This is a genomic window from Acidimicrobiales bacterium, from assembly GCA_035531755.1.
Lineage (GTDB): Bacteria > Actinomycetota > Acidimicrobiia > Acidimicrobiales > UBA8190 > DATKSK01.
The window spans coordinates 60,130-81,802 of sequence record DATKSK010000023.1; the positions used below are offsets into that span (position 1 = coordinate 60,130).

Here is a 21,673-nt window from a genome sequence, read left to right on the forward strand (position 1 = left end):
AGGGTGGGGCATCGGTCCAGCTCCGGCCGCTCAGACCTGCGAGCGCCCCCGGTCCACGATCCCCTGGCGGCGGCGCTCGATCTCGGCCGGGTCGACCCCGCCGCGCTGGAACACGGCCGCCGCGCGCCGCTCGGCCTCCCAGGCCTCACCACCGGTGACCCGGCTGGCCTCCTCGTAGGTGGCGAGGATGGCGGCCACCGCCCGGCGGTCGCTCGACACGATGTCGGCGGCCAGCCGACGGGCGAAGGGCAGGAGGTCCTCGTGGGGCACCACGTGGTTGACCAACCCCCAGGCGAGCGCGGTGGCCGCGTCCACGAAGTTGCCGGTGGCCGTCATCTCCCGGGCGCGGCGGATCCCGACCGCCTGGGGGAGCAGGACGGTCAGCCCCCACAGCGGGTGGACACCGACGCGCCCGTGGGTGTCGGCGAAGCGCGCCCGCTCCGAGGCCACCAGGAAGTCGCAGTTGAGCGCCAGCTCCAGCCCACCGGTCACCGCCACGCCGTTGACGGCCCCGATGATCGGCTTCGTCGTCGGCAGTGTGGCCCCCCGGCCCCCGCGCCCGCGGCGACGTTGGCCGCCGTCGTCGCGCCCGGCGCCGGTCACACCGTCACCCGCCACACGCTTGAGTGGGCCGCCGTCGACGCCGAGCTCCTTCAGGTCGAGGCCGGCACAGAAGGCGGGGTCGGCACCGGTGAGGATGAGCACGTCCACGTCGTCACGGTCGTCGGCCTCCCCGACCAGGTGGGCGAGTGCCCGCACCAACTCCGTCGACAGGGCGTTGCGCGCCTCGGGCCGGTTGAGCGTCACCGTGGCGACGCGCTCGACGACCTCGAGGAGCGCGACGTCGGGCACGGCTCCTGGGTCCCGGTCGGCTAGGTGGTGACGATGACGCTCGACCCGTGGCCGAACAGTCCCTGGTTGGCGGTGACGCCCACCCGGGCGCCCTCGACCTGGCGCCCCGGCGCCCGGCCCCGCAGTTGCCACACCAGCTCGCACACCTGGGCGATGGCCTGGGCCGGGATGGCCTCGCCGAAGCTCGACAGGCCGCCGCTCGGGTTGACCGGGATGCGGCCGCCGATGGCGGTGTCACCGTCGCGCAGCAGGCGCTCGGCCTCACCCTCCTTGCACAGGCCCACGTCCTCGTACCAGTCGAGCTCGAGGGCGGAGGACAGGTCGTACACCTCGGCCACGTCGACGTCCTCCGGGGCGATGCCGGCCTCCTCGTAGGCGGCCGCCGCGATCGACCGGCGGAACCCGGGGCCGTCCACCGCGCCCACGGCCACGGCCGAGTCGGTGGCGAAGTTGGGCATCTCGATCACGGTCTGCGGGAACCGGGGTGTGACCGTCGACACCGCCGGGATCGTCACCAACGTGCCCCCGCCGGCGTGGCGGCGGGCGAAGTCCATGCTCGACAGCACGAGCGCGGCCCCGCCGTCGGACGTGGCGCAGATCTCGAGCAGGCGCAGGGGGTCGGCCACCATGGGGGAGGCCAGCACCTCCTCGGCGGTCACCTCCTGGCGGTAGCGGGCGTTGGGGTTGGCCGCGCCGGCCCGGGCGTTCTTCACCTTGACGGCCGCGAAGTCGGCCTCGGTGGCGCCGAACAGCTCCATGCGACGGCGGGCGTAGAGGGCGAAGTACGTCGGGTTGGTGGCCCCGAGGAGGTGGAACCGCAACCAGTCCGGGTCGTCCTTGCGCTCGCCGCCACCCACCGGGGCGAAGAACCCCTTGGGCGTCGTGTCGGCGCCCACGACGAGGGCCACGTCGCACAGCCCCGCCAGGATCTGCGCCCTCGCCGCGGCGATGGCCGTCGCCCCCGACGCGCAGGCGGCGTAGGCGCTCGACACCCGGGCGCCCGACCACCCCAGGGCCTGGGCGAAGGTGGCCCCGGCGATGAACCCCGGATAGCCGTTGCGGATGGTGTCCGCGCCCGACACGAACTGCACGTCGGTCCACGCCAGGCCGGCGTCGTCGAGGGCGCCACGCGCCGCGGCCAGCCCGTACTCCACGAAGTTGCGCCCCCATTTGCCCCAGGGGTGCATGCCCGCCCCGAGCACGGCCACACGACGGTCGTCAGGCACGGAGCCCCCCCGATCCGGCGGCCACGGGCCGCCACTTCCACACGAGGTACTCGTGGTCGTCGTCCTCGTAGAGCACGTCCACGACGAGCTCGACTTCGGTGCCCACCGACAGGTCGTCGACGCCGACCCCGGGGACCACCTGGCCCATCACCACCATCTTTTCCTCGGCCAGCTCGACCGCGGCGATGCAGAAGGGCACGTAGGGGTCGGCCGCCACGTACGGCGCCGGCGGCGTGTAGCGGGCGTCGGTGTAGGACCACACCCGGCCCCGCCGGCTCAGGTGCACCTCGTCGAAGCCGTCGCCGTCGCAGCCCGGGTTGCGGCAGAAGAGGGTCTCGCGGGGGAAGGCGTAGGTGCTGCAGGTCCGGCAGCGGCTGCCGAGCAGCGCCGGCGTGTCGCCGTCGGCGGTGAACCAGCCCTCGACGGCGGGGACGCGGGTCTTGGTGGCGGCCATCGGGGAAGTCTAACGCCCCGTCAGAATGCGCTTCAGGGGCCCTTCGGGCCGGCCTGCTCCGGGGCACCCGTTCGCCTCGGGAACAGCGCCGGGCGTACCCCCCGGCCCCGGCGCGCCGCCTGCCCCGCGAGCCGGCCCGTGACCCCGACGTAGATTCGCCTTCTGCCGCCCCGGCCCGATCGCGAGCGCACCCATGGACCTGACTGTCGTCGACTCGTTCACCGACCGCCCGTTCGCGGGCAACCCTGCCGCCGTCGCCGTCCTCGACGCCTTCCCCGACGACGCCCGCATGCAGGCGGTCGCCGGCGAGATGAACCTCTCGGAGACGGCGTACGCCGTGGCGCGCCCCGACGGCTCGTACGACCTGCGTTGGTTCTCCCCCACGGTGGAGGTCGACCTGTGCGGTCACGCCACCTTGGCCACCGCCCATGTGCTCGGCGGGTCGGGGAGGTTCCACACCAGGAGCGGCGAGCTCGTCTGCGCCCCCGCCCCGGACGGCTGGATCGACATGGACTTCCCGGCCGACCCCTACACGCTCGACGACGCGCCGCCGGCGATCGATGCCGCCCTCGGCTCCGATGGCGCGGCGGCGGTGCGCGCCGTGGCCCGTGCCCGGGCGGCCATCCTGGTGGAGTTGGCCGACGCCGCCGTCGTCCGGGGGCTCCGCCCCGACCAGGCTGCCGTGGCCGCCCTCGGATCGTTCATGGTCATCGTCACCGCCGCTGCCGACCGGCCCGGCATCGACTGCGTGAGCCGGGTGTTCGCCCCCAACGCCGGCATCCCCGAGGACCCCGCGACCGGCGCGGCCCACTGCACGCTGGCCGGCTACTGGGGCGACGCATTGGAGCGTGACGAGCTGACGGGGGAGCAGGCATCGGCCCGCGGGGGGATCGTGCGGATGCGCAGGCGCGGCGACCGCGTGATCCTCGGGGGCCGGGCGGTGACGGTCTCACAGGTGCACCTGGTCGTCTGAGTCGCCGCCGCGTCCGGCTCGGCGCGCCCGGGCCGGTGCGCACGGGACGGTGACCGTTCAGCTGCTGGCTTTGCGCACGCCCTTGCGGTAGGCACGCGGGAAGACGGCGCGGCCCACGGGAGCGAGCCGGGCGATCGGCGCGGCGTCGATGTCCATCTTCGGTCCACCGATACGGGCGAGCAGCAGTCGGGACACCTGCTCTTCGGAGCGGCGCACCATCCTCGGGGGCATGGGCATGCCCTCGTCGAGGGCGGCCGATCCCATCGCCGTGGGGACCCACCCCGGGTACAGGACGTGAAGGTGCACACCGCGTTCCTCGGCGTCGAACGACATGCTCTCGGTGAAGGCGCTCAGCGCAGCCTTCGACGCGCCGTAGGCGGCCTCGTGTGCTCCCGGCCCCGGCGCCCGGCCGCTGTCGGAGGACACGTTGACCACGACGCCGCGACGCCTTTCGAGCATGCCCGGGAGGACCGCCAGCGTCCCCGCCACCGCCGCGAAATAGTTGGTCTCCATCACCGCGCGGTACGCCGCCAGGCCGGCGCCGGTGCCTCCCCGGGGTGGGCCGATGCCGGCGTTGTTCACGAGGACGTCGATGCGGCCGTGCTCGTTCTCGACCAGGGCGAGCGTGGTCGAGAAGTGGTCCGTGTCGCTGACGTCGCACGTGACCGTGGACGATCCCGGCGACAGGCGCCGCATGTCGTCGCCGAGCGTCGTGAGCAGCTCCTGGCGCCGCGCCACGCCCGTGACCAGCGCGCCACCCGCGGCCATGTCGAGCGCGAACCGCCGCCCCAGGCCCGACGACGCCCCGGTGACCACCACCACCGCCCCGCGCAGATCGAACATGGCTCCTCCGTCCCCGGCCCGGCCCACTGCGGGGCCCGCGCCGTGGACCCATGGTAGGAACACGGCCGGTGGACGCGGCGCGCACGGCCCGGGAGCTCTGGCACCTGTTCGAGCCGGTGCACGCCGTGACCTACTTCGCCGAGGAGTCGGCCGAGGCGTACGCCTCCGCCGGGCTGGAGGGCTTCTGGATGGGCTACGTCGCCGGTCGGGCCGCTCCCATGGGAGCCGTCGGGCCCGCCGTCGTCGACGCCACCTTCTTCAGTCTCCACCCCGCCCGGGTGGCCCGGGCCCTTCCGGAGGCCTGGTCGCTGGTGTCCGCCAACGCCGCGTCGCCCTGGCCCGGCGAGCCGCGCCGGGCGCTGTGGCACGGCGCCACCGTGCTGCGTGAGCACCGGGGCGACGGGCACGTCGCCGTCCTCCTGGCCGCCGGGCTCGACGGGTGCCGGGCGCTCGTCTCCATGGCGGCCACGGGTGCCGTGCCCCGTGCGGTCCTGCAGGCGGCGCCCGGGTGGGACGACGACGCCTGGGGAGCCGCAGCGTCGGCGCTGGTGGACAGGGGCTGGCTCCACGACGACGGGACGCCCACGGCGACGGGGACCGCGGCGCGCCTCGAGATCGAGGACGCCACGGACCGGCTGGCGGCCGAGCCGTGGACGAGGCTCGGGGACGAGGGCATCGACGCCCTGCGGTCTCTCCTGCGTCCGCTGGCGGCGGCGGTGGCGGCCGCCGGGGTCGTCCCCGTGCCCAACCCGATCGGTCTGCCCCGGCCGCAGTAGCCGCACCCACGGGTGCCCGCGTGGGCCCTCGGCGTCACGGAACGTGGTGACAAGGTGACCTTCGCCCTGTCCGGACAGGGCCGTTGTGACCTGCGGCACCGGCTCCGACGTGACGACGGACTCATGTGATCGCTATGCACGAGACCATCGCCACCCACCTCGAGCTGCTCCCGGCCCTGCAGCGGGCCGAGACCGTCTACGACCGCAGTACCGCCCAGCATTCGGCCCGGGTGGGAACGATGAGCGCGCTCATCGGCGAGGTCCTCGGGCTGGACAGCGCCGAGCTGGGCATCCTGACGTGGGTGGGCGTGCTCCACGACATCGGCAAGCTGACCGTCTCCGAGGAGGTGCTCCACAAGCCCGGCAGCCTGTTCACGGCCGACGAGTGGGAGCAGCTCCGGCACCACGCCATCGCCGGAGAGCAGCTCATGCTCGCCTTCGGGTCGCAGCTGCGGCCCATGGCGGCGGTCGTGCGATCGCACCACGAGCGCTGGGACGGCAGTGGGTACCCCGACGGCCTCGACGGCGAGGACCTCCCGTCGTTCGCCCGCATCATCGGTGTGGCCGACGCCTACGATCTGCTCACCCACGCGCAGCCGTACCGCAAGGACGCCCTTGCCCACCACGCCGCCATCGAGCTCGTCGTCCACGGCCGGGGCACGAAGTTCGAGCCGGGTGTGGTCGACGCTTTCGCCCACCTGGACCGGCGCGGCGTGATCGCCACCATCGCCCGATCGATGCAGCACCGGCCCTCGACGATCGCCGCCGTCAACGCCGCCCGTCGCGTCGGTGTGGGCACGACCCGTCACCGGCATCTGCGGACGTCGGTGGCGTAGCCCACGGACGACACCGCGTCGCGCCCGGTGACACCGGGCACACGATCAGGTCGACCGGTCGCCCGCTTGCTTCGCGTCGGCTGCTGTGCGACGCCCCGGGCTCGGCCCGCGCACGCTGGCGAGCTCGGCAGCCACGGCGCGCGCCTCGGCGGCGTCCACCTGCCCGAGGGCGAAGCCGCTGTGGACGACCAGCCACTGCCCCGGTTCCGGGGGGTCGCCGTCGTAGGCCAACAGGGAGACACGGTGCCGGGCGCCGTCCATGTCCTCGACCGTCACCTCGCCGGCGTCCGGTGACCCCACCACGAGGTGGAGGCGGCTCACGCACACGGCAGCGCCGTCCCCACGATCTCGAGCACGCGTGCCGCGGCCTCCTCGACGGCTCGGGCCACGGCGTCGCTGAGACCGGTGCCGTTGCCGAAGTCCTCACCCTCGATGCCGACCGCCAGCACCCGGTCGGGCGCGCGGCCGACCGCCCGCGCCAGGCGCAGGGCCCCGGCGATGCCGAGCCCGTGCGTGCTCGAGGCGCGTCTGTCGGTCACCCCGGTCGCATACCCCGGTTCCGTCACCGCGTCGCCACGGCCGTCGGCCGCGCCGCCGGTCCTGCCGGCCTCGGCCGCGCCGCGGGTCTTGCCGGCTTCGCCCGCGTCGCCGGACCTGCCGGCCTCGGCGGCGTCGGTCGCGCCCGGCCTGGCGCCCAGCTCGACGACGACCACCGTGCCGGGGGGCGCCCCCGTGCGCACGGCGTCGACGACGACGGCCAGGGCGGCGTCGTCCCACTGCCCCAGGAGGTCGAGGGGGTCGCCGAAGGGCCCGATGCCGACGGCGTCCACCTCGGGCGTGGACAGCTCGCCGAGGCGGGGGCGCACGGAGCGCACGACGGCCAGGCCGGCACCGTCGTCGCGCCGGTACTCGTTCCCCATGGCCACGACCACCACCCGTCTGATCACGAGCGGTCGACGGTCAGGTCGAGGAAGTGTGCCGCGCACGAGATGCACGGGTCGTGGTTCCGTACCGCTTGCTCGCACCGCCACGTCAGCTCGTCGTCGGACAGGTCGAGGCCGCCCTCGACCACGCGCCGGAGGTCGTCCTCGATGGTGATCTGGTTCTGCGACGTCGGGGGCATGATGCGCGCCGAGCGGATGACACCGTCGCCGCCGATGTCGTAGCGGTGGACGAGCAGGCCCCGGGGGGCCTCGGTGGCGCCGGTGCCCACCCCGTCCCTGGGCACCACCGTGTCGGCGGCCGGCTCGAAGCGGTCGTACGCCTCCACCAGCCGCAGCGCCTCGTCGCAGGCGAACACCAGCTCCACGCTGCGCACGACGATGCTCTGGAACGGGTTGCGGCAGACCTCGGCCAGGCCCGCCGCCCTCGCCGCCTGGCGCGCCAGCTCGGGCAGGCGCGCGGCGTTGACGGCGTAGCGGGCGAGGGGCCCGGTGAGATAGGGGTCGCGCCCCTCCAAGCGGGCGTGCAGCGCCGTGGAGCGGGCCACGTGCTCCTCGACGGCGATGTCGGCGAACTCCGCCGCGCTGACGTCGCCGCCTGTCGACAGCGCCACCCGGCCGTCTTCGATCGGGTAGTGGTCGGGGTGTGTCAGGGCCACGAACCGGTAGTCGCCCTCGACGTCGGGGAACTCGAAGCCCGCCACCCACTCCACGGTGGCCAGGGCGGCGTCGCGGGCCCGGCGCAGCGGCTCGGCCAGGGCGCGGACGGCGGCGGTGTCCGGGGCACGGTAGAAGCCGCCGAGGCGCACGTTCACGGGGTGCACGGCGCGTCCGCCCACGGCCTGCATGAGCTGGTTGCCGGTGCGCTTGAGCTCGAGGCCGCGCTCCACGGCCGCCCGGTCGATGCCGGCCAGCTCCACGGCGTCCTGGCACCCGAGGAAGTCGGGAGCGTGCAGGAGGTAGACGTGCAGCGCGTGGCTCTGGATCCACTCGCCGCAGTACAGCAGGCGCCGCAGCGCCGCCACGGGCTCGCTCACGGTCACCCCGCAGGCGTCCTCCATGGCGAGGCACGCGCTCATCTGGTAGGCGACGGGGCAGATCCCGCAGATGCGCGCCGTGATGTCCGGGGCCTCGTCGAACCGTCGCCCTTCGAGCAGCGCCTCGAAGAAGCGCGGCGGCTCGAAGATGTTGAGCTCGACCTCGGTGACCGTCCCGCCGCGGACCTCGACCCGCAGCGCGCCCTCGCCCTCGACGCGCGCCAGGCCTGGGACCTCGACGGTCCGGTTACCGTTCGGGCGGCCGTGGGTCATTGGCGAGACTTTCCTGACGGAACGCCGGCGCGCCGGCGTTGAAGGTGCGGAACAGGCGCGACACGTCGACCGGTGCGAGCCCGTCGGCGCGCAGGCGTGCCGCCAGCGAGTTCGTGTTGGCCGTGTCGGCGGGCCCGAAGCAGCCGAAGCACCCCCGGTCCACCGACGGGCACAGCGCGCCGCACCCGGCCCGGGTCACCGGCCCCAGGCACGGCGTGCCCTTGGCCACCAGGAGGCAGACCGTGCCGCGGCCCTTGCACTCCTGGCACACGCTGTGGCCGGCGATGGCGGGGCGCCGCCCCGAGATGTGGGCCACGATCACCTCGAGTAGCTGGCCGCGGTCGACGGGGCAGCCGTGCAGCTCGTAGTCGACGGCCACGTGCGACGAGATCGGGGTGGAGGTCTCGAGCGTGGCGATGTAGTCGGGACGGGCGTAGACCGTGGCGGTGTAGTCCCCGACAGAGGCGAAGTCCCGCAGGCCCTGGATCCCGCCGGCGGTGGCACACGCCCCGATGGTCACGAGGAACGTCGACGCGGCGCGCACCGCCTGGATGCGCTCGGCGTCGTCGGGCGTGGTGATCGACCCCTCGACGAGCGACACGTCGTACGGCCCGTCGACGACCGCCCGGCTCATCTCCGTGAACGAGGCGATCTGCACCGCGCCGGCCAGTGTCAGCAGCTCGTCCTCGCAGTCGAGCAGGCTGAGTTGGCACCCGTCGCACGACGCGAACTTCCACACCGCCAGCGTGGGGCGACCGTCGGGACCCGCCATCAGCGCTCCCGCTGGAGGAGGAGCCGCTCGAGCGCCCCCTCGTATCCGAAGATGGGACCGTCGCGGCACAACAGGTAGGGGCCGAGCTGACAGTGCCCGCACAACCCGACGCCGCACTGCATGTTGCGCTCCAGCGACACGCGGATCGCCGACGCCGGCACGCCGCGGTCGACGAGGCCGCGGATGGAGAAGCGCATCATGATCTCGGGCCCGCACATGATGGCCTTCGTCCGGTCCGGGTCGAAGGCCGCGCCGGGCAGGAGCGTGGTCACGACGCCGACGCGCCCGGCCCACCCGGCCTCGGCGACGTCCACCGTCACCCGGACGTCGGCGCCGGCCTCCTGCCAGCGCGCCAGGTCGTCGGCGAAGACGACCTGGTCGGGCGACCGCGCCCCGACGAGTACGAAGAGCGCCGAGGGGCCCCGCCGATCCCCGAGCGAGGCGACCAGGCGCTCCACCGCGCCGCGCAGCGGTGCGAGCCCGATGCCGCCCGCCACGACCACGACATCGGACCCGGCCATGTCGTCGACGCCCCAGTCGTTGCCGAACGGGCCGCGCACGCCGACGACCGCACCGGGCGAGGCGCTGCACAGTGCATGGGTCACCGCGCCCACGTCGCGGATGGTGTGCTCGAGGGGCCCGGGCGCGTCGGGGGCACTGCTCACCGAGATAGCCACCTCGCCGATGCCGAAGGCGGTCAGCATGTTGAATTGCCCGGGCCCGAACCGCACGGGCGTGCCGGCCAGCGGTTCGAGCGACAGCGTCGTGACGTCGTCGGTCAGCCGGCGCGTGGCCATCACGCGATAGGGCAGCGGAGTGAGCGGATGGAGGGGCGCCACCGCGGTGTCAGCCACTGCCCTTGCCGTAGAGGTCGAGGAGGCGGATCCGCGTCGACTGCAGGCGCTCGAGGATCACCGCGGCCACGCGCTGCATGAGGGCGTAGCCGAAGGCGGGGTCGGCTTCGGCCTTCTGCCGGAGGCAGGTGGCGTCCACAGCCACGGCGCCCACGGGCTCGAGGGCCCGGGCGTCGAAGTGCCAGCGGTACGGGGGAAGCATCCACGACCAGCCCACGGGGTCGCCCGGCCCGACGGTCTCCACCGTGATGCGGCCGCGTTCGGGCGAGTGCAGCTCGAGCGCCACCCGTCCCCGGCGCAGGAGATACAGCGTGTCCGCAGGCCCGCCCTCCTCTAGCAGGAGGTGGCCCTTGGCGACGACGATGTTGCGGGCGCAGCCCGCCACCAGCGCCACGGCATCGCCGGGCAGGCCCGCCAGGAGCGGGTGCTTGGCGACGAGCTCGGCGATGTCCTGTGTCACCTCAGGCCTCCTTGTCCGACGCGACCGCCCGGCCGGTACCGTCGGAGGCCCGGAGGGCGGCCGCCTCCTCGGTCAGGTCGATGCCCACCGGGCACCAGGCGATGCAGCGGCCGCAGCCCACGCAGCCCGACATCCCGAACTGGTCGTGCCAGGTGCCGAGCTTGTGGGTGAGCCACTGGCGGTAGCGCGACTGCGTGGAGGTCCGCACGGGGCCCCCGTGGACGTACGAGTGGGCGAGGTCGAAGCACGACGCCCACGTCCTGTGGCGTTCCACGGTGCCGGTGAGGTCGGTCACGTCCTCGACGGTGCTGCAGAAGCACGTCGGGCACACGAGCGTGCAGTTGCCGCAGGCCAGGCAGCGGCCGGCGACGTCCTCCCAGCGCGGGTGGTCCAGGGTCCGCTCCAGCAGGCCGGGCAGGTCGTCGGTGTCGAGCTGCCTCCCCATGTTCTGCACGGCGCCGTCCACCACGGCGGCACGGGCTTCGAGGTCGACCGCGGTCGCCGGCCGGTGCGCGACGTCGTCGAGCACGGCCCGCCCGGCGGCGGTGCCGGCGCGGACCACGAAGCGGTGCTCGCCCTCGAGGATCTCGGTGAGAGCCAGGTCGTAGCCCTCCGTCGCGGAGGGCCCGGTTCCCATCGAGGTGCAGAAGCACGTCCCCGCCGGTGACCCGCACTCCGCCGCCACCACGAAGGCGGCGCCGCGGCGCGCTGCGTAGGCGGGGTCCGGCGCGGGGGCGCCCTGCATGACGCGGTCGAGGACCCGCAAGGCGGCGAGGTCGCAGGGCCGCACCCCGACGACCGCAGTGGGAGCGGCGTCGTCGGGAACCTCCTCGACCTCCACGCCGGCTCCACCGCCCCCGTCGTCGGGCCGCACCCGGGCCCGCCACACCACCGACCGGGGCGGGAAGACCTCCGCCTTCACCGAGTGCGGCCCCACGGCCCATCCGAAGAGCGCCTCGTCGTCGCCGTGATGCAGGCGGTAGGTGCCCGGCGCCTGGCTGTCGTGCCAGCCCTCGGGGAGATCGGCCGAGGTGGACACCTCGCCGTACGTGATGGCGCCGTCTCGGGCCACCGGCCCGACCGTCCGGTAGCCGCGGGCCCGCAACCCGGCCAGGAGCGCGTCGAGCCCGTCCCGGGTGACCACGGCCGCCTCGCCCACCTCCACGAGGTCAGGCTACGGGTGCCGTCGCCGCGCCACCAGGGTCCCAAGGCCCAACGTCGGCCGCGTGCCGGGGGCTCACTCCCAGAGGCCGGCGGGGGCGCCGCCCAGAGGGTAGTGGCCCGGGAGGAGCCCGCCCGAGGTGGCGCGCTCCATGCGCCGGCGCATGCCGTCGGACAGGGCGTCGGCCTTGATCATCTCGATGAACAGGGCGGTGGCGTTGCCGACGTCGAAGAAGTCCCGCTGCCAGGACCACCGCCAGTTCCCGGCGTACCGGAACCAGCTCCCCCCCAGGCCGGCGATCACGTACGGCGTCCCGTCGGGCCGCCGCGCGTCGGCCACCTGCTTCCACAGGCCGATCACCTCGCCCTGGCGGGGGTCGATGAGCACCTTCTGGTACGGGTAGGTCCAGCCGTCGAGGCCCCCCATCTCGAGCCCGAGGGCGATGTCGCGGATCTCGTCTCGCCCCACGGCCATGAACTCCTCGTTGGGCCCGATGTTCCAGCCGTACGTGGCGTCCTCGGTGTACATCTCGGACATCGGCCGCCAGTCGCCGGCCTCCTGGGCGCGGCGGTTGGCGTCGAGCCAGCGCTGCACCATCTCCTCGAGCTCCTCGTACGCGAACGGGGCCACCGTCAGTCCTCCTCGTTGTCGTCGGTCCCTGCTGTCCCTTCTGTCCCTGCGGCCGCCACGGTCCCGTCGGCCGCCACGGTCTCCTCGGCCGCCACGGTCTCCTCGATCCGCAGGGCATGGGTGGGGCAGAACGTCACGGCCGCCTCGACCTGGGCGCGCAGCCCGGCCGGCGGCGTGTCGTCGAGGATCTCGACGACATGCTGCGTCGACACCGCGAACACGGCGGGCGCCTCCGACTCACAGACGCCGTGCCCCTGGCACAGGTCGCGGTCGACGACGATCCTCACGGGGCTGGCGACGGGGCCGGGACCGGGCGACGCCGGAAGCGGACGACGCACGGCCGGGCCAGCTGGACGACCATCTTCGAGTGGTCGTTGCGGTAGCTGTCCGAGGGTTGGGCCAGCTCGAAGTCCCAGTTGCGCAAGAGCACCGAGAAGATCGCCTTGAGCTGCATCATGGCGAAGGCCGCCCCCACGCAGCGGTGCCGGCCGGCGCCGAAGGGGATCCAGGTCCAGGGGTTGGCGCGGTCCTCGGCCCGGGGCTCCAGGTAGCGCTCGGGCACGAAGGCGTCGGGGTCGGGGAAGTCCTCGGCGATGCGGTTCGACACGGCCGGGCTCGCCCCGACGAGCTTTCCCGGCGCGATCCGCACGCCTTCGACCTCGAACTCCTCCTTCGCCACCCGCAGGACCAGGATCAGCGGGGGGTGCAGGCGCAGCGCCTCCTTGATGGCCGACTCCAGCCGGGGCATCTCCCGGAGGGCCTGGTAGCTCACGTCCGCGTTGTCGGCGTAGAGCTCGTCGAGCTCGGCGCGCACCGCCTCGAGCTCGTCAGGATGGCGCAGCAGCTCGATGAGCGTCCATGCCGCGGTGCCCGATGTGGTGTGGTGGCCGGCGAACATCATGGAGATGAACATGCCGGTCACCTGGTCGGTGCTGAAGCGCGGCGTGCCGTCCTCGTCGCGGATCGACATCAGGACGTCGAGCAGGTCGCGGTCCTCGTCGGTGGCGGATGGCCCGTCGCGGCGGCGGTCCATGATCCCCTGCACCAGGTCGACCAGCCCGCGTCGGGCCTCGTCACGGCGGCGGAAGCTCTCGACGGGCGCGTACGGGTCGACGTAGGCGATCGCATCGGTGCCCTGTTCGAGGTCGTGGTAGAGCTCGGCGAAGCGGCGGTCGAGCTCATGGCGGAACTTGCTCCCGATCAAGCACGCCGAGGACGTGTAGATGGTGAGCTCGGCGAACCAGTCGAGCAGGTCGATCGAGCCGCCCTCGTCCCACGCCCCCACCATGGCGTCGACCTCGCGGGCGATCGTGGACGCATGGCCCCGCATGAACTTGTCGCGCAGGGCCTGGTTGTGCAACATCTCGCGGCGACGCTCGGGCGGTGCGTCGAAGACCACGCCCTCGCCGAAGATCGGGGTCATGAACGGATAGGCCTCGGCCTGGTCGAGTGCCTCCTCGGGCGCCCGGAAGAACAGCTCGTTGGCCTCGGCCCCGGTGAGCAGCACCACGTCGCGGTCGGCCAGGCGGAATTGCCCGACGTCGCCGCACTCCTCCCGGACGCGGCGCATGAGCCCGATGGGATCGTGGCGCAGCTCCTCGAGGTGGCCGTGCTCGCTCTCGCCTCCCGACACCTGCGGCGGCTCGCGCCGTTGGACCTCGACGGTCATGCTGTGCCTCCTGTGGTGTCCCCGTCCTGGCGGATGGGGGCTTCGGGCTGGACTTCGATCATGGTGAGGTGCGTGCCCGGAGGTGTCGACACGGCGGCGAGCACGGCGGCGGCCACCGCCGCGGGACGCAGGAAATGGCTGTGGCGGGCGACGCCGAAGCGGATCCACTCGCCCAGCACGGCCGTGGTGGTGTCGGGGTCCCAGTCGGTCCCCATGCCGGTCAGGGTCTGGCCCGGCTGGACGATGGTGGCCCGCACGCCGGTGCCCTCCAACTCGAGCTGCAGCGCCCGGACGAAGCCCTCGAGCCCCCACTTCGACGCCACGTAGGCGGCCGTCAGGGGGCGTGGGTTGCGGAGCACCTCCGACGTCACGAAGACGAGGTCGCCGTGGTGGCGCTCGGCCATCGCCGGCGCCAGCGCGGCGACGAGGCGGTGGGCACCGAGCAGGTTGACGTCGACGGTATGGGCGAACACCGCAGGGGCCGTGCCGAGGGCCGTGCCCGGGGCGGCGTGGCCGGCGCTCGACACGACGACGTCGACGGGCCCGACGGCCTCCTGCGCGACGAGCGCGAAGGTCTCGACGGACGCCGCGTCGGCGAGGTCGAGGAAGGCGGCGTGGGCGTGGCCGCCGCGGGCCCGGATCCCGGCGGCGACCTCCTCGCACCGGTCGACCCGGCGCGCCCCGAGGACGACCGGGTGGCCGGCGGCCGCCAGGGCCTCGGCGGTGGCGGCGCCGATCCCCGAGGACGCGCCGGCGACGACGGAGGGCCGACGTTCGGGGTGGGGGACGAATCTCGCCATGGGCCTCGGGACCGCTCAGCGTGCCACGACGGTCGTCGCCAGGGTGGCGAAGCCCCGCACGTTGATGGAGTGGACGCGCCGGGTGCCGTCGGGGTCGATGTCGTAGTCGGCCACCCGGGCCACGAGCTCCTCGAGCGTCACCCGCGCCTCCAGCCTGGCCAGGGGGGCGCCCAGGCAGAAGTGGCGCCCGCCGCCGAAGCTGATGAGCTTGGTCGTGTCCCGGTCGATGTCGTAGCGGTCGGGCTCGGCGAAGACCAGCGGGTCACGGTTCGCCGAGCCCACCAGCAACAGGACGCGCTCGCCGTCGGGCAGCACCGTTCCCCGCAGCTCGACCTCGCCCGTGGTGACGCGCAGCAGCATCTGCGACGACGTGTCGAACCGCAGCGTCTCCTCGACCCAGTCGCCGGCGCGCGCCGGGTCCGCCAGCGCCTTGGCCTTCTCGTCGGGGAACCGCCACGCCCAGTACCAGGCGTTGGCGAGGAGCTTGGTGGTGGTCTCGTTGCCCGCCACCACCATGAGGAAGAGGAAGGAGATCACCTCGTCGTCGCTGAGCCGGTCCCCGTCGATCTCGGCGTCGAGCAGGCCCGACGTCAGGTCGTCGCGGCGGGTCGCTCGGCGCGCCGCCACCATGTCGGCGAAATAGCCGGCGAGGACCAGCGCGGCCTCCATGCCCTCCTGGGGCACGTCGAACACGCCCTCCTGCCGGTGCACGAGCAGGTCGGCCAGGCGGCGCACCTCGGCGCGGTCCGCGGGTGGCACGCCGATCATCTCCGAGATCACGTCCATCGGGAGCTTCCCGGCGACGTCGGCCACCATGTCGAAGCTGCCGGCCTCCACGGCCGCGTCCAGGTAGCGCACCGCCAGGGCCCGGATCTGCGGCTCGAGCTCCGCCACCCGGCGCGTGGTGAACGCCTTGGAGACGAGCGATCGCATGCGGGTGTGGCGCGGGGGGTCCATCGCCAGGAACGACATCGACTTGTGGGCGTGGGGACCGTAGGCGGCGGGGTCCAGGGTGACGCCGAAGCGGTTCGACAGGCGGGCGGGGTCGCGGAAGGCCGCCAGCACGTCGTCGTGGCGTGACAGGGCCCAGAAGTCGAGCTCGTCGTTGCGATACAGCGGGGCCTCGTCCCGCAGGCGAGCGTAGACCGGGTAGGGGTCCTCGTGGACGGCGTAGTCGTACGGGCTGTAGTGGACCGGTGCCATGGTGTCGCTGCCGGTCACAGCTCCCTCCCCAGTGCCAGCCGGGCCACGTCGGCCAGGGCGTCGGGGACGTCGCCGAAGTCGATGTGCCCCATACCGGCCCACAGCATGGCCCCGCTGTAGGCGAGGTCGAGCGTGCGCAGCACGGTCTCGTCGGCGTCGTCGCCAAGGGCGTCGGCCAGCCGGTCGTGGAGCGCGGCACCGAAGCGGACGCGCACCGCCCGGACCTCGGGCCCGCTCCCGAGCAGCGCCGTGGTGCAGGCCGCCGCCAGGGTGGGATCGTCCGCCATGAACAGCCCCAGCACCCGCAGCGCCGCCGTGACGCGGTCCACGCCGCTGTCGCCCGGGCTCGTCGGGGGGATCGGGAGCGCCTGCAGGCGCCGCCACAGCACCTCGGCGAGGAGGTGGTCCTTGGAGGCGAAGTACGTGTACGCCGTGGCCGGCGCCACGCCGACCCGCCTGGCCACGTTGCGCACCGTCAGGCCCTCGTAGCCCGTGGCGCGCGCCTCGTCGGCGGCCGCGTCGACGAGGCGCTCCACCACGACCGCCTGCCGGGGGGTGAGCCGCCGCCGGGTGGACTCGGCGGCCATGTCCGATACCGCCGGGCCCGCGGACAGCGCTGCGTCGGTCACCGGGCTCGATCGTCGGCCGGGTCGGCGGCCGCCGCCGTCCCCGGCGGTGCCGCGCCCGTCGGCACGTGGGGCGTGCCGTCTCGCAGGGCGGGGAACCGGAAGGTGGCCGCCGTGGTCATGCGCGTCATGGTGGTGATGTCGGCGACGGGGAGCGTTTCGGTGTCCTCGTCGATCACCACCTCCCATCGGCAGTGCGGCACGCGGTCGGCGGGGGCCCGCGGCGGCCGGTGCACGGCGCGCACCCGGGCCTTCGGGTTGACGGCCTGGGCGGTGACGTCGAAGGTGCCGTCCTCGATGTCGTGGCACATCCCGGTGACCAGACGCTCGCCCCAGGGCTCGACGTCCATCAGTGCTCCGCAGCTGCGCAGCTCGAAGTAGCCGTGGCGGTCGTCGACCACCTCGTAGTGGACGTCCATGTAGTGGTGGGGGAAGCCCGGGTCGAGCTGCAGGACCTTGAAGATCGCCTCGATGCCGTCGCCCTCGACGGCCATGATCTCGCGCAGGCGCTCGCCGTAGATCGGGCTCGCCCCCCGCCACTCCTCGATGGCCAGCTCGTTGACCATGTCGGTGCCGAAGCGGATCCCGATGGCGGCGCACATGGAGCGGTCGAGGAGGTGCACGATGAGGGCGTATTCGCGCACCAGGCGCACGAGGGCCTCTTTGGACAGGTCCTCGTAGCGGAAGTCGGGGTCGAAGGGCCCCGAGTAGTCGTTGCGGTCGGCCATGACGCCAGACTACGTTCCAGACACCTGTCTGGCTAGAGGGGAATCCATGAGCGCACGAGGAGGGCCCACCCCGTGACCACGGTCGGGGTCATCGGGCTCGGCGACATCGGCCGCGGTGTCGCCGAAGCGGTGGTGCGCGCCGGCCTCGGCCTGGTCGTCTGCGACCTGCGGCCCGAGGCCACGGGGCGGTTCTCCACGACGGCGCGGGTGGCGGGGTCGCCCGCCGAGCTCGGCGAGCGCAGCGACGTCGTCGTCGTGGCGGTCGTCGACGACCGCCAGGTCCTGGCCGTGCTGGACGGCGAGGGCGGTGCCCTGGGTGCCTGCGCGCCGGGGTCGGCCGTTCTCGTCGTGAGCACCGTGTCACCCGGCACCATCGAGGCCGTGGCGGCGCTGGCGAGCCGGCGGGACGTGGACGTCGTCGACTGCGGGGTGAGCGGCGGGCCGGCCGCGGCCGCGGCGGGCACCCTCGTGGCCATGGTCGGCGGTGACGGTGCCGCCGTCGAGCGCGTCAGGCCTGTGCTCGACGCCTTCACGTCCCTCGTCGTCCACATGGGCCCGCTCGGTGCCGGACTCAAGGCAAAGCTGGCTCGCAACCTCGTGCAGTACGGGTCGTGGCTGGCCGCCTACGAAGCCCAGGTGCTGGCCGAGGCAGCCGGGATCGAGCTGGGCAAGCTGGCCGAGGTCATCCGCGTCAGCGACCAGTTGATCGGCGGGTCCTCCCGGCTCATGTTCCGCGACACCGTCGCACCGTTCCCCCCCGACGCCGATACCGGCTTCGTGGCGCTCATGGCGGCGGCGGCGGGGCTCGCCCACAAGGACCTTCGGGCCGCCCTCGAGCTCGGGGCCTCGCTCGGGGTCGACTTGCCCCTGGCCGAGATGGCCGACGCACGGTGCGACGCCGTCTTCGGCCTGGCGGGAGACGGGGCACCGGGGAGGGTGCCGTGACGTCGGGATTCGGCGAGGAGCGGATGCTGATCGACGGCGCGCTGGTGCGTTCGTCGACCGGTGCGGTGTTCGAGACGGTGAACCCCGCCACCGAGGAGGTCCTGGGCGTGGCGGCCGACGCCTCCGACGAGGACGCCGAGCGGGCCGTGGCCGCGGCCCGGCGCGCCTTCGACGACACCTCGTGGTCGACCGACCTCGCCCTCCGGGTCCGGTGCCTGCGCCAGCTGCAGGTGGCCATGCGCTCGCACGCCGACGAGCTACGGGCCATGACCATCGCCGAGACGGGCTCTCCGGAGTTCCTCACCCGTTCGGCGCAGCTCGACGACCCCGTGGCGTCGCTCGGCTGGGTGGCCGACCTGGCCGAGTCCTACGAGTGGGTCGTCGACCTCGGCACCGCCGAGCCGCTCGGGATGCCCGCCCGGCGCTGGGTACGGCGCGAGCCCGCCGGGGTCGTGGCGGCCATCACGCCGTGGAACGTGCCGCACCAGATCAACCTGGCCAAGATCGGGCCGGCGCTCGCCGCCGGCAACACCGTGGTGCTGAAGCCGGCGCCCGACACCCCGTGGTGCGCCACCGTGCTCGGCCGGCTCATCGCCGAGGAGACCGACATGCCGGCCGGGGTCGTCAACATCCTGCCGTCGTCGGCCCCCGTCTTCGGGGCGCGACTGGTCGCCGACCCCCGGGTCGACCAGGTGAGCTTCACGGGGTCGACCGCCACGGGGCGCACCGTCATGGCCGGCGCCGCCGGGACGCTCAAGCGGGTCTTCCTCGAGCTCGGCGGCAAGTCGGCCTTCGTGGTGCTCGACGACGCCGACCTGCGCGGCGCCTGCGGTGTCGCCGCCTTCACCGTGTGCACCCACGCCGGCCAGGGATGCGCCATCACGACGCGCCTCGTGGTCCCGAGGGCGACGTTCGACGACGCCGTGACCGCCACCGCCGCCACCCTCGGCAAGCTTCGGGCGGGGGACCCCACCGACCCCGGCACCGTCTGCGGGCCGCTCATCAACGCCCGCCAGCGCGAGCGGGTGGAGGGCTTCATCCGCATGGCGCGCGACGAGGGCGGGACGGTGGTGGTCGGCGGGGGGCGTCCCGCCGACCGGCCCCGGGGGTTCTTCGTGGAGCCCACGCTGGTCGTGGGCATCGGCAACGATTCCCCCGTGGCGCAGCAGGAGATCTTCGGACCGGTCCTCGTGGTCCTCCCCCACGACGGCGACGACGACGCCGTGCGGATCGCCAACGACTCGCCCTACGGGCTGTCGGGATCGGTGTGGTCGACCGACCGGGACCGGGCCATGGGCGTCGCCGGGCGCATGCGCACCGGGACGGTGGGGGTGAACGGGGGCGTCTGGTACAGCCCCGACGTCCCCTTCGGCGGCTACAAGCAGTCCGGTATCGGACGCGAGATGGGCGTCGCCGGCTTCGAGGAATACCTCGAGACCAAAGTCGTGGCGGAGCCCGCATGACCGGAGACTCCATGCCGGGGACTCCATGACTGGAGGCTCCATGGCCGAGGACCACAGGCCGCCGTCGCCCGACCGGGCCGAGGGGATGGCGAAGATGCAGGAGGTCTACAACTTCTCGGTGGACCCCGACGCCGTCCCCGGGGACTTCGTCGCCTACACCGTCGACCATCTCTTCGGCGACGTGTGGCGCCGCCCGGGCCTGTCGACGTTCGAGCGCCGCCTCGTGACCATCGGCGTGCTGGCCGCGCTGGGCAAGACCGAGCTCCTCGACGTCCAGTTCCAGAGCGCGCTCGACAACGGCGAGCTGACCGAGGCGCAGGTCCGTGAGCTCGTGGTCCATCTCGCCCACTACGTCGGATGGCCGCTCGCCACGGGCGCCAACGAGGCGGCCGAGCGGGTCATCGGCCGCCGGCGTGCCGCCGGTGGCCCCGGGTCGGGTGGTGGATCGTGACGACCTACGACTTCAGCGGCAAGGTGGCGGTCGTGACCGGTGCAGGGCGCGGCATCGGCCGCGCCTACGCCGAGGGCCTGGCGTCGGCCGGGGCCTCCGTGGTCGTGGCGGACGTCGACGAGGGCGGTGCCGCCGAGACGGCCGAGGCCATCACCGTGGCCGGGGGGAGCGCCGCCGCGGTGCACGTCGACATCGCCGACCACGACTCGGTGGCGGCCATGGCGACGGCCGCCGAGGACCGGTTCGGCGGGATCGACCTCCTCGTGAACAACGCCGCGATCTTCGGGGGGATGAAGCTCGACCTGCTGCTCACCGTCGACTGGGCGTACCTCCAGCGGTTCATGGAGGTGAACCTCTTCGGTGCCCTCGTGTGCACCCGGGCCTGCTACCGGGCCATGGCCGCCCGCGGTGGCGGGGCGATCGTGAACCAGTCGTCGACCGCCGCCTACCTGTACGCCGGCTACTACGGCTGGGCCAAGGCCGGGGTGAACTCGCTCACGCAGCAGCTCGCCCACGAGCTCGGCGGCATGAACATCCGCGTCAACGCCATCGCCCCCGGCCCGACCGACACCGAGGCGGCCCGCTCGGTGGTGCCCGACGAGTACATGCGCCAGCTGGTCGGCTCCCTGGCGCTGAAGCGCCAGGGCACCCCCCAGGACCTCGTGGGGATGTGCCTGTTCCTGCTGTCCGACGATGCCCGGTGGGTGACGGGGCACGTCTTCAACGTCGACGGCGGGCAGGTCGTGCGGCCGTGACGGCGTGAGCCCTTCCGTGGTCGAGACGTCCGACACCGGCGCCGTGCGCGTGGTGCGGTTCAATCGTCCCGAGGCCCGCAACGCCTTCAACGCCGCGCTCTACCACGCGGTGACCGAGGCGATCCTCGACGCCGCGGAGGCACCGGGCGTGCACGTGGTGGTGCTCACCGGCACCGGCGCCGCCTTCAGCGCGGGCCAGGACCTCAAGGAGATGGCCGCCATCGTCACCGGTGAGGCCCCGCCCGAGGCGGCCCGGGGCTTCCAGGGCCTGCTCGAGGCGGTGCAGCGCTTCGAGAAGCCGCTCGTGGCTGCGGTGAACGGGGTGGGCGTGGGCCTCGGCTTCACGCTGCTCGCCCACTGCGACCTGGTCCTCATGGCCGACGACGCCCGCCTCCGGGTGCCCTTCGCCGAGCTGGGCGTGCCTCCCGAGGCGGCCAGCAGCTACCTCTTCCCGGTGACGATGGGCTGGCAGCGGGCCGCCCACCTGCTCTTCACGGGGGCGTGGCTCGAGGCGCAGGAGGCCGTCGACGCCGGCGTGGCGTTGGCGCGGTTCCCCGCCGATTCGCTCATGGACGAGGCCATGGCCGTGGCCTCGTCCATCGCCGCCCGACCACCCGACGCCGTCCGGGCGATCAAGCGGCTGCTCCTGGCCTCGCGCCAGCCGGCCGTGGCGGCGGCCCGAGCACGCGAGGAGGCGGCCTTCGCCCAGCTCCTGGGCTCCACCGCCAATCTGGCCGCCCTCGATCGCTTCGGGGGCCGGCCGCCGTCCTGAGCCGTGGCGCCGTGTCTCGGGCCCAGGGGGAAAGATAGGATGACCAGCTGCTCCGGCCGGACACCCACCCGTCCCGGTTCGAGGCCGCATGTGGGCGCTCGTAGCTCAATTGGATAGAGCATCTGACTACGGATCAGAAGGTTGGGGGTTCGAGTCCCTCCGAGCGCGCTGG

Annotated in this window: 26 protein-coding genes and 1 tRNA gene; 9 read left to right on the forward strand and 18 right to left on the reverse strand. The window is 73.6% G+C overall.

The window, feature by feature from the left end; translation table 11 throughout:
- Positions 1-30: 30 nt before the first annotated feature.
- Genes VMV22_04985 through VMV22_04995 form a run of 3 tightly spaced genes read right to left on the reverse strand, consistent with a single transcriptional unit; the run spans position 31 to position 2,532 of the window.
- Positions 31-852: an enoyl-CoA hydratase gene (locus VMV22_04985; GenBank protein HUY21675.1), complete on the reverse strand. Its 822-nt coding sequence runs from the start codon at positions 850-852 to the stop codon at positions 31-33.
- Positions 853-872: 20 nt separating this feature from the next.
- Entirely contained in the window at positions 873-2,078 is a 1,206-nt protein-coding gene (locus VMV22_04990) for a lipid-transfer protein (protein HUY21676.1), read from the reverse strand.
- Positions 2,071-2,532 (reverse strand): OB-fold domain-containing protein, encoded by a 462-nt coding sequence (locus VMV22_04995; GenBank protein HUY21677.1) that lies wholly within the window; start codon positions 2,530-2,532, stop codon positions 2,071-2,073. The genes VMV22_04990 and VMV22_04995 overlap by 8 nt, the downstream gene beginning before the upstream one ends.
- 193 nt (positions 2,533-2,725) lie before the next feature.
- Between VMV22_04995 and VMV22_05000 the strand changes: the two genes are divergently transcribed.
- Positions 2,726-3,505 (forward strand): PhzF family phenazine biosynthesis protein, encoded by a 780-nt coding sequence (locus tag VMV22_05000; protein ID HUY21678.1) that lies wholly within the window; start codon positions 2,726-2,728, stop codon positions 3,503-3,505.
- Positions 3,506-3,562: 57 nt separating this feature from the next.
- Here the strand turns inward: VMV22_05000 and VMV22_05005 are convergent, their stop codons facing one another.
- Positions 3,563-4,348, reverse strand: coding sequence for an SDR family oxidoreductase (locus VMV22_05005; protein ID HUY21679.1), 786 nt, complete (start codon positions 4,346-4,348; stop codon positions 3,563-3,565).
- Positions 4,349-4,416: 68 nt separating this feature from the next.
- On the opposite strand from VMV22_05005, the gene VMV22_05010 reads away from it, so the two are divergent.
- Positions 4,417-5,124 (forward strand): hypothetical protein, encoded by a 708-nt coding sequence (locus VMV22_05010; GenBank protein HUY21680.1) that lies wholly within the window; start codon positions 4,417-4,419, stop codon positions 5,122-5,124.
- Positions 5,125-5,258: 134 nt separating this feature from the next.
- On the forward strand, positions 5,259-5,960 hold the full coding sequence (locus VMV22_05015; GenBank protein ID HUY21681.1) for an HD domain-containing phosphohydrolase: 702 nt from the start codon (positions 5,259-5,261) through the stop codon (positions 5,958-5,960).
- A 45-nt stretch (positions 5,961-6,005) separates the two neighbouring features.
- Here the strand turns inward: VMV22_05015 and VMV22_05020 are convergent, their stop codons facing one another.
- From VMV22_05020 to VMV22_05085, 14 genes are all read right to left on the reverse strand, one after another.
- Positions 6,006-6,281, reverse strand: a complete 276-nt coding sequence (locus tag VMV22_05020) for a HypC/HybG/HupF family hydrogenase formation chaperone (GenBank protein HUY21682.1) — start codon at positions 6,279-6,281, stop codon at positions 6,006-6,008.
- Entirely contained in the window at positions 6,278-6,907 is a 630-nt protein-coding gene (locus tag VMV22_05025; GenBank protein ID HUY21683.1) for a hydrogenase maturation protease, read from the reverse strand. Before VMV22_05025 ends, VMV22_05020 begins: the two co-directional genes overlap by 4 nt.
- Positions 6,904-8,211, reverse strand: coding sequence for a Ni/Fe hydrogenase subunit alpha (locus tag VMV22_05030; protein HUY21684.1), 1,308 nt, complete (start codon positions 8,209-8,211; stop codon positions 6,904-6,906). Before VMV22_05030 ends, VMV22_05025 begins: the two co-directional genes overlap by 4 nt.
- Positions 8,186-8,983, reverse strand: coding sequence for a hypothetical protein (locus VMV22_05035; GenBank protein ID HUY21685.1), 798 nt, complete (start codon positions 8,981-8,983; stop codon positions 8,186-8,188). Before VMV22_05035 ends, VMV22_05030 begins: the two co-directional genes overlap by 26 nt.
- The gene (locus VMV22_05040) at positions 8,983-9,837 is read right to left on the reverse strand and encodes an FAD/NAD(P)-binding protein (GenBank protein ID HUY21686.1); all 855 of its coding nucleotides are present in this window, start codon (positions 9,835-9,837) and stop codon (positions 8,983-8,985) included. Before VMV22_05040 ends, VMV22_05035 begins: the two co-directional genes overlap by 1 nt.
- Entirely contained in the window at positions 9,830-10,297 is a 468-nt protein-coding gene (locus tag VMV22_05045; protein HUY21687.1) for a cyclic nucleotide-binding domain-containing protein, read from the reverse strand. Before VMV22_05045 ends, VMV22_05040 begins: the two co-directional genes overlap by 8 nt.
- A 1-nt stretch (position 10,298) precedes the next feature.
- Positions 10,299-11,462, reverse strand: a complete 1,164-nt coding sequence (locus tag VMV22_05050; GenBank protein HUY21688.1) for a 4Fe-4S dicluster domain-containing protein — start codon at positions 11,460-11,462, stop codon at positions 10,299-10,301.
- A 72-nt stretch (positions 11,463-11,534) separates the two neighbouring features.
- Positions 11,535-12,089: a nuclear transport factor 2 family protein gene (locus VMV22_05055; GenBank protein HUY21689.1), complete on the reverse strand. Its 555-nt coding sequence runs from the start codon at positions 12,087-12,089 to the stop codon at positions 11,535-11,537.
- Between the two features lie 2 nt (positions 12,090-12,091).
- The gene (locus VMV22_05060) at positions 12,092-12,376 is read right to left on the reverse strand and encodes a ferredoxin (GenBank protein HUY21690.1); all 285 of its coding nucleotides are present in this window, start codon (positions 12,374-12,376) and stop codon (positions 12,092-12,094) included.
- Positions 12,373-13,758: a cytochrome P450 gene (locus VMV22_05065; GenBank protein ID HUY21691.1), complete on the reverse strand. Its 1,386-nt coding sequence runs from the start codon at positions 13,756-13,758 to the stop codon at positions 12,373-12,375. The genes VMV22_05060 and VMV22_05065 overlap by 4 nt, the downstream gene beginning before the upstream one ends.
- Complete coding sequence (locus VMV22_05070; protein ID HUY21692.1) at positions 13,755-14,558, reverse strand: SDR family oxidoreductase; 804 nt, start codon at positions 14,556-14,558, stop codon at positions 13,755-13,757. The genes VMV22_05065 and VMV22_05070 overlap by 4 nt, the downstream gene beginning before the upstream one ends.
- Positions 14,559-14,573: 15 nt before the next feature.
- Positions 14,574-15,779 (reverse strand): cytochrome P450, encoded by a 1,206-nt coding sequence (locus VMV22_05075; GenBank protein HUY21693.1) that lies wholly within the window; start codon positions 15,777-15,779, stop codon positions 14,574-14,576.
- The gene (locus VMV22_05080; protein ID HUY21694.1) at positions 15,776-16,390 is read right to left on the reverse strand and encodes a helix-turn-helix domain-containing protein; all 615 of its coding nucleotides are present in this window, start codon (positions 16,388-16,390) and stop codon (positions 15,776-15,778) included. The genes VMV22_05075 and VMV22_05080 overlap by 4 nt, the downstream gene beginning before the upstream one ends.
- Positions 16,387-17,115 (reverse strand): hypothetical protein, encoded by a 729-nt coding sequence (locus tag VMV22_05085; GenBank protein ID HUY21695.1) that lies wholly within the window; start codon positions 17,113-17,115, stop codon positions 16,387-16,389. The genes VMV22_05080 and VMV22_05085 overlap by 4 nt, the downstream gene beginning before the upstream one ends.
- A 72-nt stretch (positions 17,116-17,187) precedes the next feature.
- Here VMV22_05085 and VMV22_05090 point away from each other — a divergent pair, with 72 nt between their 5' ends.
- The 6 genes from VMV22_05090 (at position 17,188) to VMV22_05115 (ending at position 21,669) form a co-directional block, all read left to right on the forward strand.
- The gene (locus tag VMV22_05090) at positions 17,188-18,060 is read left to right on the forward strand and encodes an NAD(P)-dependent oxidoreductase (GenBank protein ID HUY21696.1); all 873 of its coding nucleotides are present in this window, start codon (positions 17,188-17,190) and stop codon (positions 18,058-18,060) included.
- The gene (locus tag VMV22_05095; GenBank protein HUY21697.1) at positions 18,057-19,523 is read left to right on the forward strand and encodes an aldehyde dehydrogenase; all 1,467 of its coding nucleotides are present in this window, start codon (positions 18,057-18,059) and stop codon (positions 19,521-19,523) included. Before VMV22_05090 ends, VMV22_05095 begins: the two co-directional genes overlap by 4 nt.
- A 40-nt stretch (positions 19,524-19,563) precedes the next feature.
- On the forward strand, positions 19,564-19,974 hold the full coding sequence (locus VMV22_05100) for a carboxymuconolactone decarboxylase family protein (GenBank protein ID HUY21698.1): 411 nt from the start codon (positions 19,564-19,566) through the stop codon (positions 19,972-19,974).
- A complete protein-coding gene (locus VMV22_05105; GenBank protein ID HUY21699.1) occupies positions 19,971-20,729 on the forward strand; it encodes an SDR family oxidoreductase in 759 nt (252 codons plus the stop codon). The genes VMV22_05100 and VMV22_05105 overlap by 4 nt, the downstream gene beginning before the upstream one ends.
- A 4-nt stretch (positions 20,730-20,733) precedes the next feature.
- Complete coding sequence (locus VMV22_05110; GenBank protein HUY21700.1) at positions 20,734-21,501, forward strand: enoyl-CoA hydratase/isomerase family protein; 768 nt, start codon at positions 20,734-20,736, stop codon at positions 21,499-21,501.
- 94 nt (positions 21,502-21,595) lie between these two features.
- Positions 21,596-21,669, forward strand: a tRNA-Arg gene (locus tag VMV22_05115).
- The last annotated feature ends 4 nt before the right edge of the window (positions 21,670-21,673 follow it).

What these genes read in the sequence shown, in the direction of transcription:
- VMV22_04995 (HUY21677.1), bottom strand. Translation starts at nt 2,532, where the DNA reads ATGGCCGCCACCAAGACCCGCGTCCCCGCCGTCGAGGGCTGGTTCACC.
- VMV22_05000 (HUY21678.1), top strand. Translation starts at nt 2,726, where the DNA reads ATGGACCTGACTGTCGTCGACTCGTTCACCGACCGCCCGTTCGCGGGC.
- VMV22_05005 (HUY21679.1), bottom strand. Translation starts at nt 4,348, where the DNA reads ATGTTCGATCTGCGCGGGGCGGTGGTGGTGGTCACCGGGGCGTCGTCG.
- VMV22_05015 (HUY21681.1), top strand. Translation starts at nt 5,259, where the DNA reads ATGCACGAGACCATCGCCACCCACCTCGAGCTGCTCCCGGCCCTGCAG.
- VMV22_05030 (HUY21684.1), bottom strand. Translation starts at nt 8,211, where the DNA reads ATGACCCACGGCCGCCCGAACGGTAACCGGACCGTCGAGGTCCCAGGC.
- VMV22_05035 (HUY21685.1), bottom strand. Translation starts at nt 8,983, where the DNA reads ATGGCGGGTCCCGACGGTCGCCCCACGCTGGCGGTGTGGAAGTTCGCG.
- VMV22_05065 (HUY21691.1), bottom strand. Translation starts at nt 13,758, where the DNA reads ATGACCGTCGAGGTCCAACGGCGCGAGCCGCCGCAGGTGTCGGGAGGC.
- VMV22_05070 (HUY21692.1), bottom strand. Translation starts at nt 14,558, where the DNA reads ATGGCGAGATTCGTCCCCCACCCCGAACGTCGGCCCTCCGTCGTCGCC.
- VMV22_05085 (HUY21695.1), bottom strand. Translation starts at nt 17,115, where the DNA reads ATGGCCGACCGCAACGACTACTCGGGGCCCTTCGACCCCGACTTCCGC.
- VMV22_05100 (HUY21698.1), top strand. Translation starts at nt 19,564, where the DNA reads ATGGCCGAGGACCACAGGCCGCCGTCGCCCGACCGGGCCGAGGGGATG.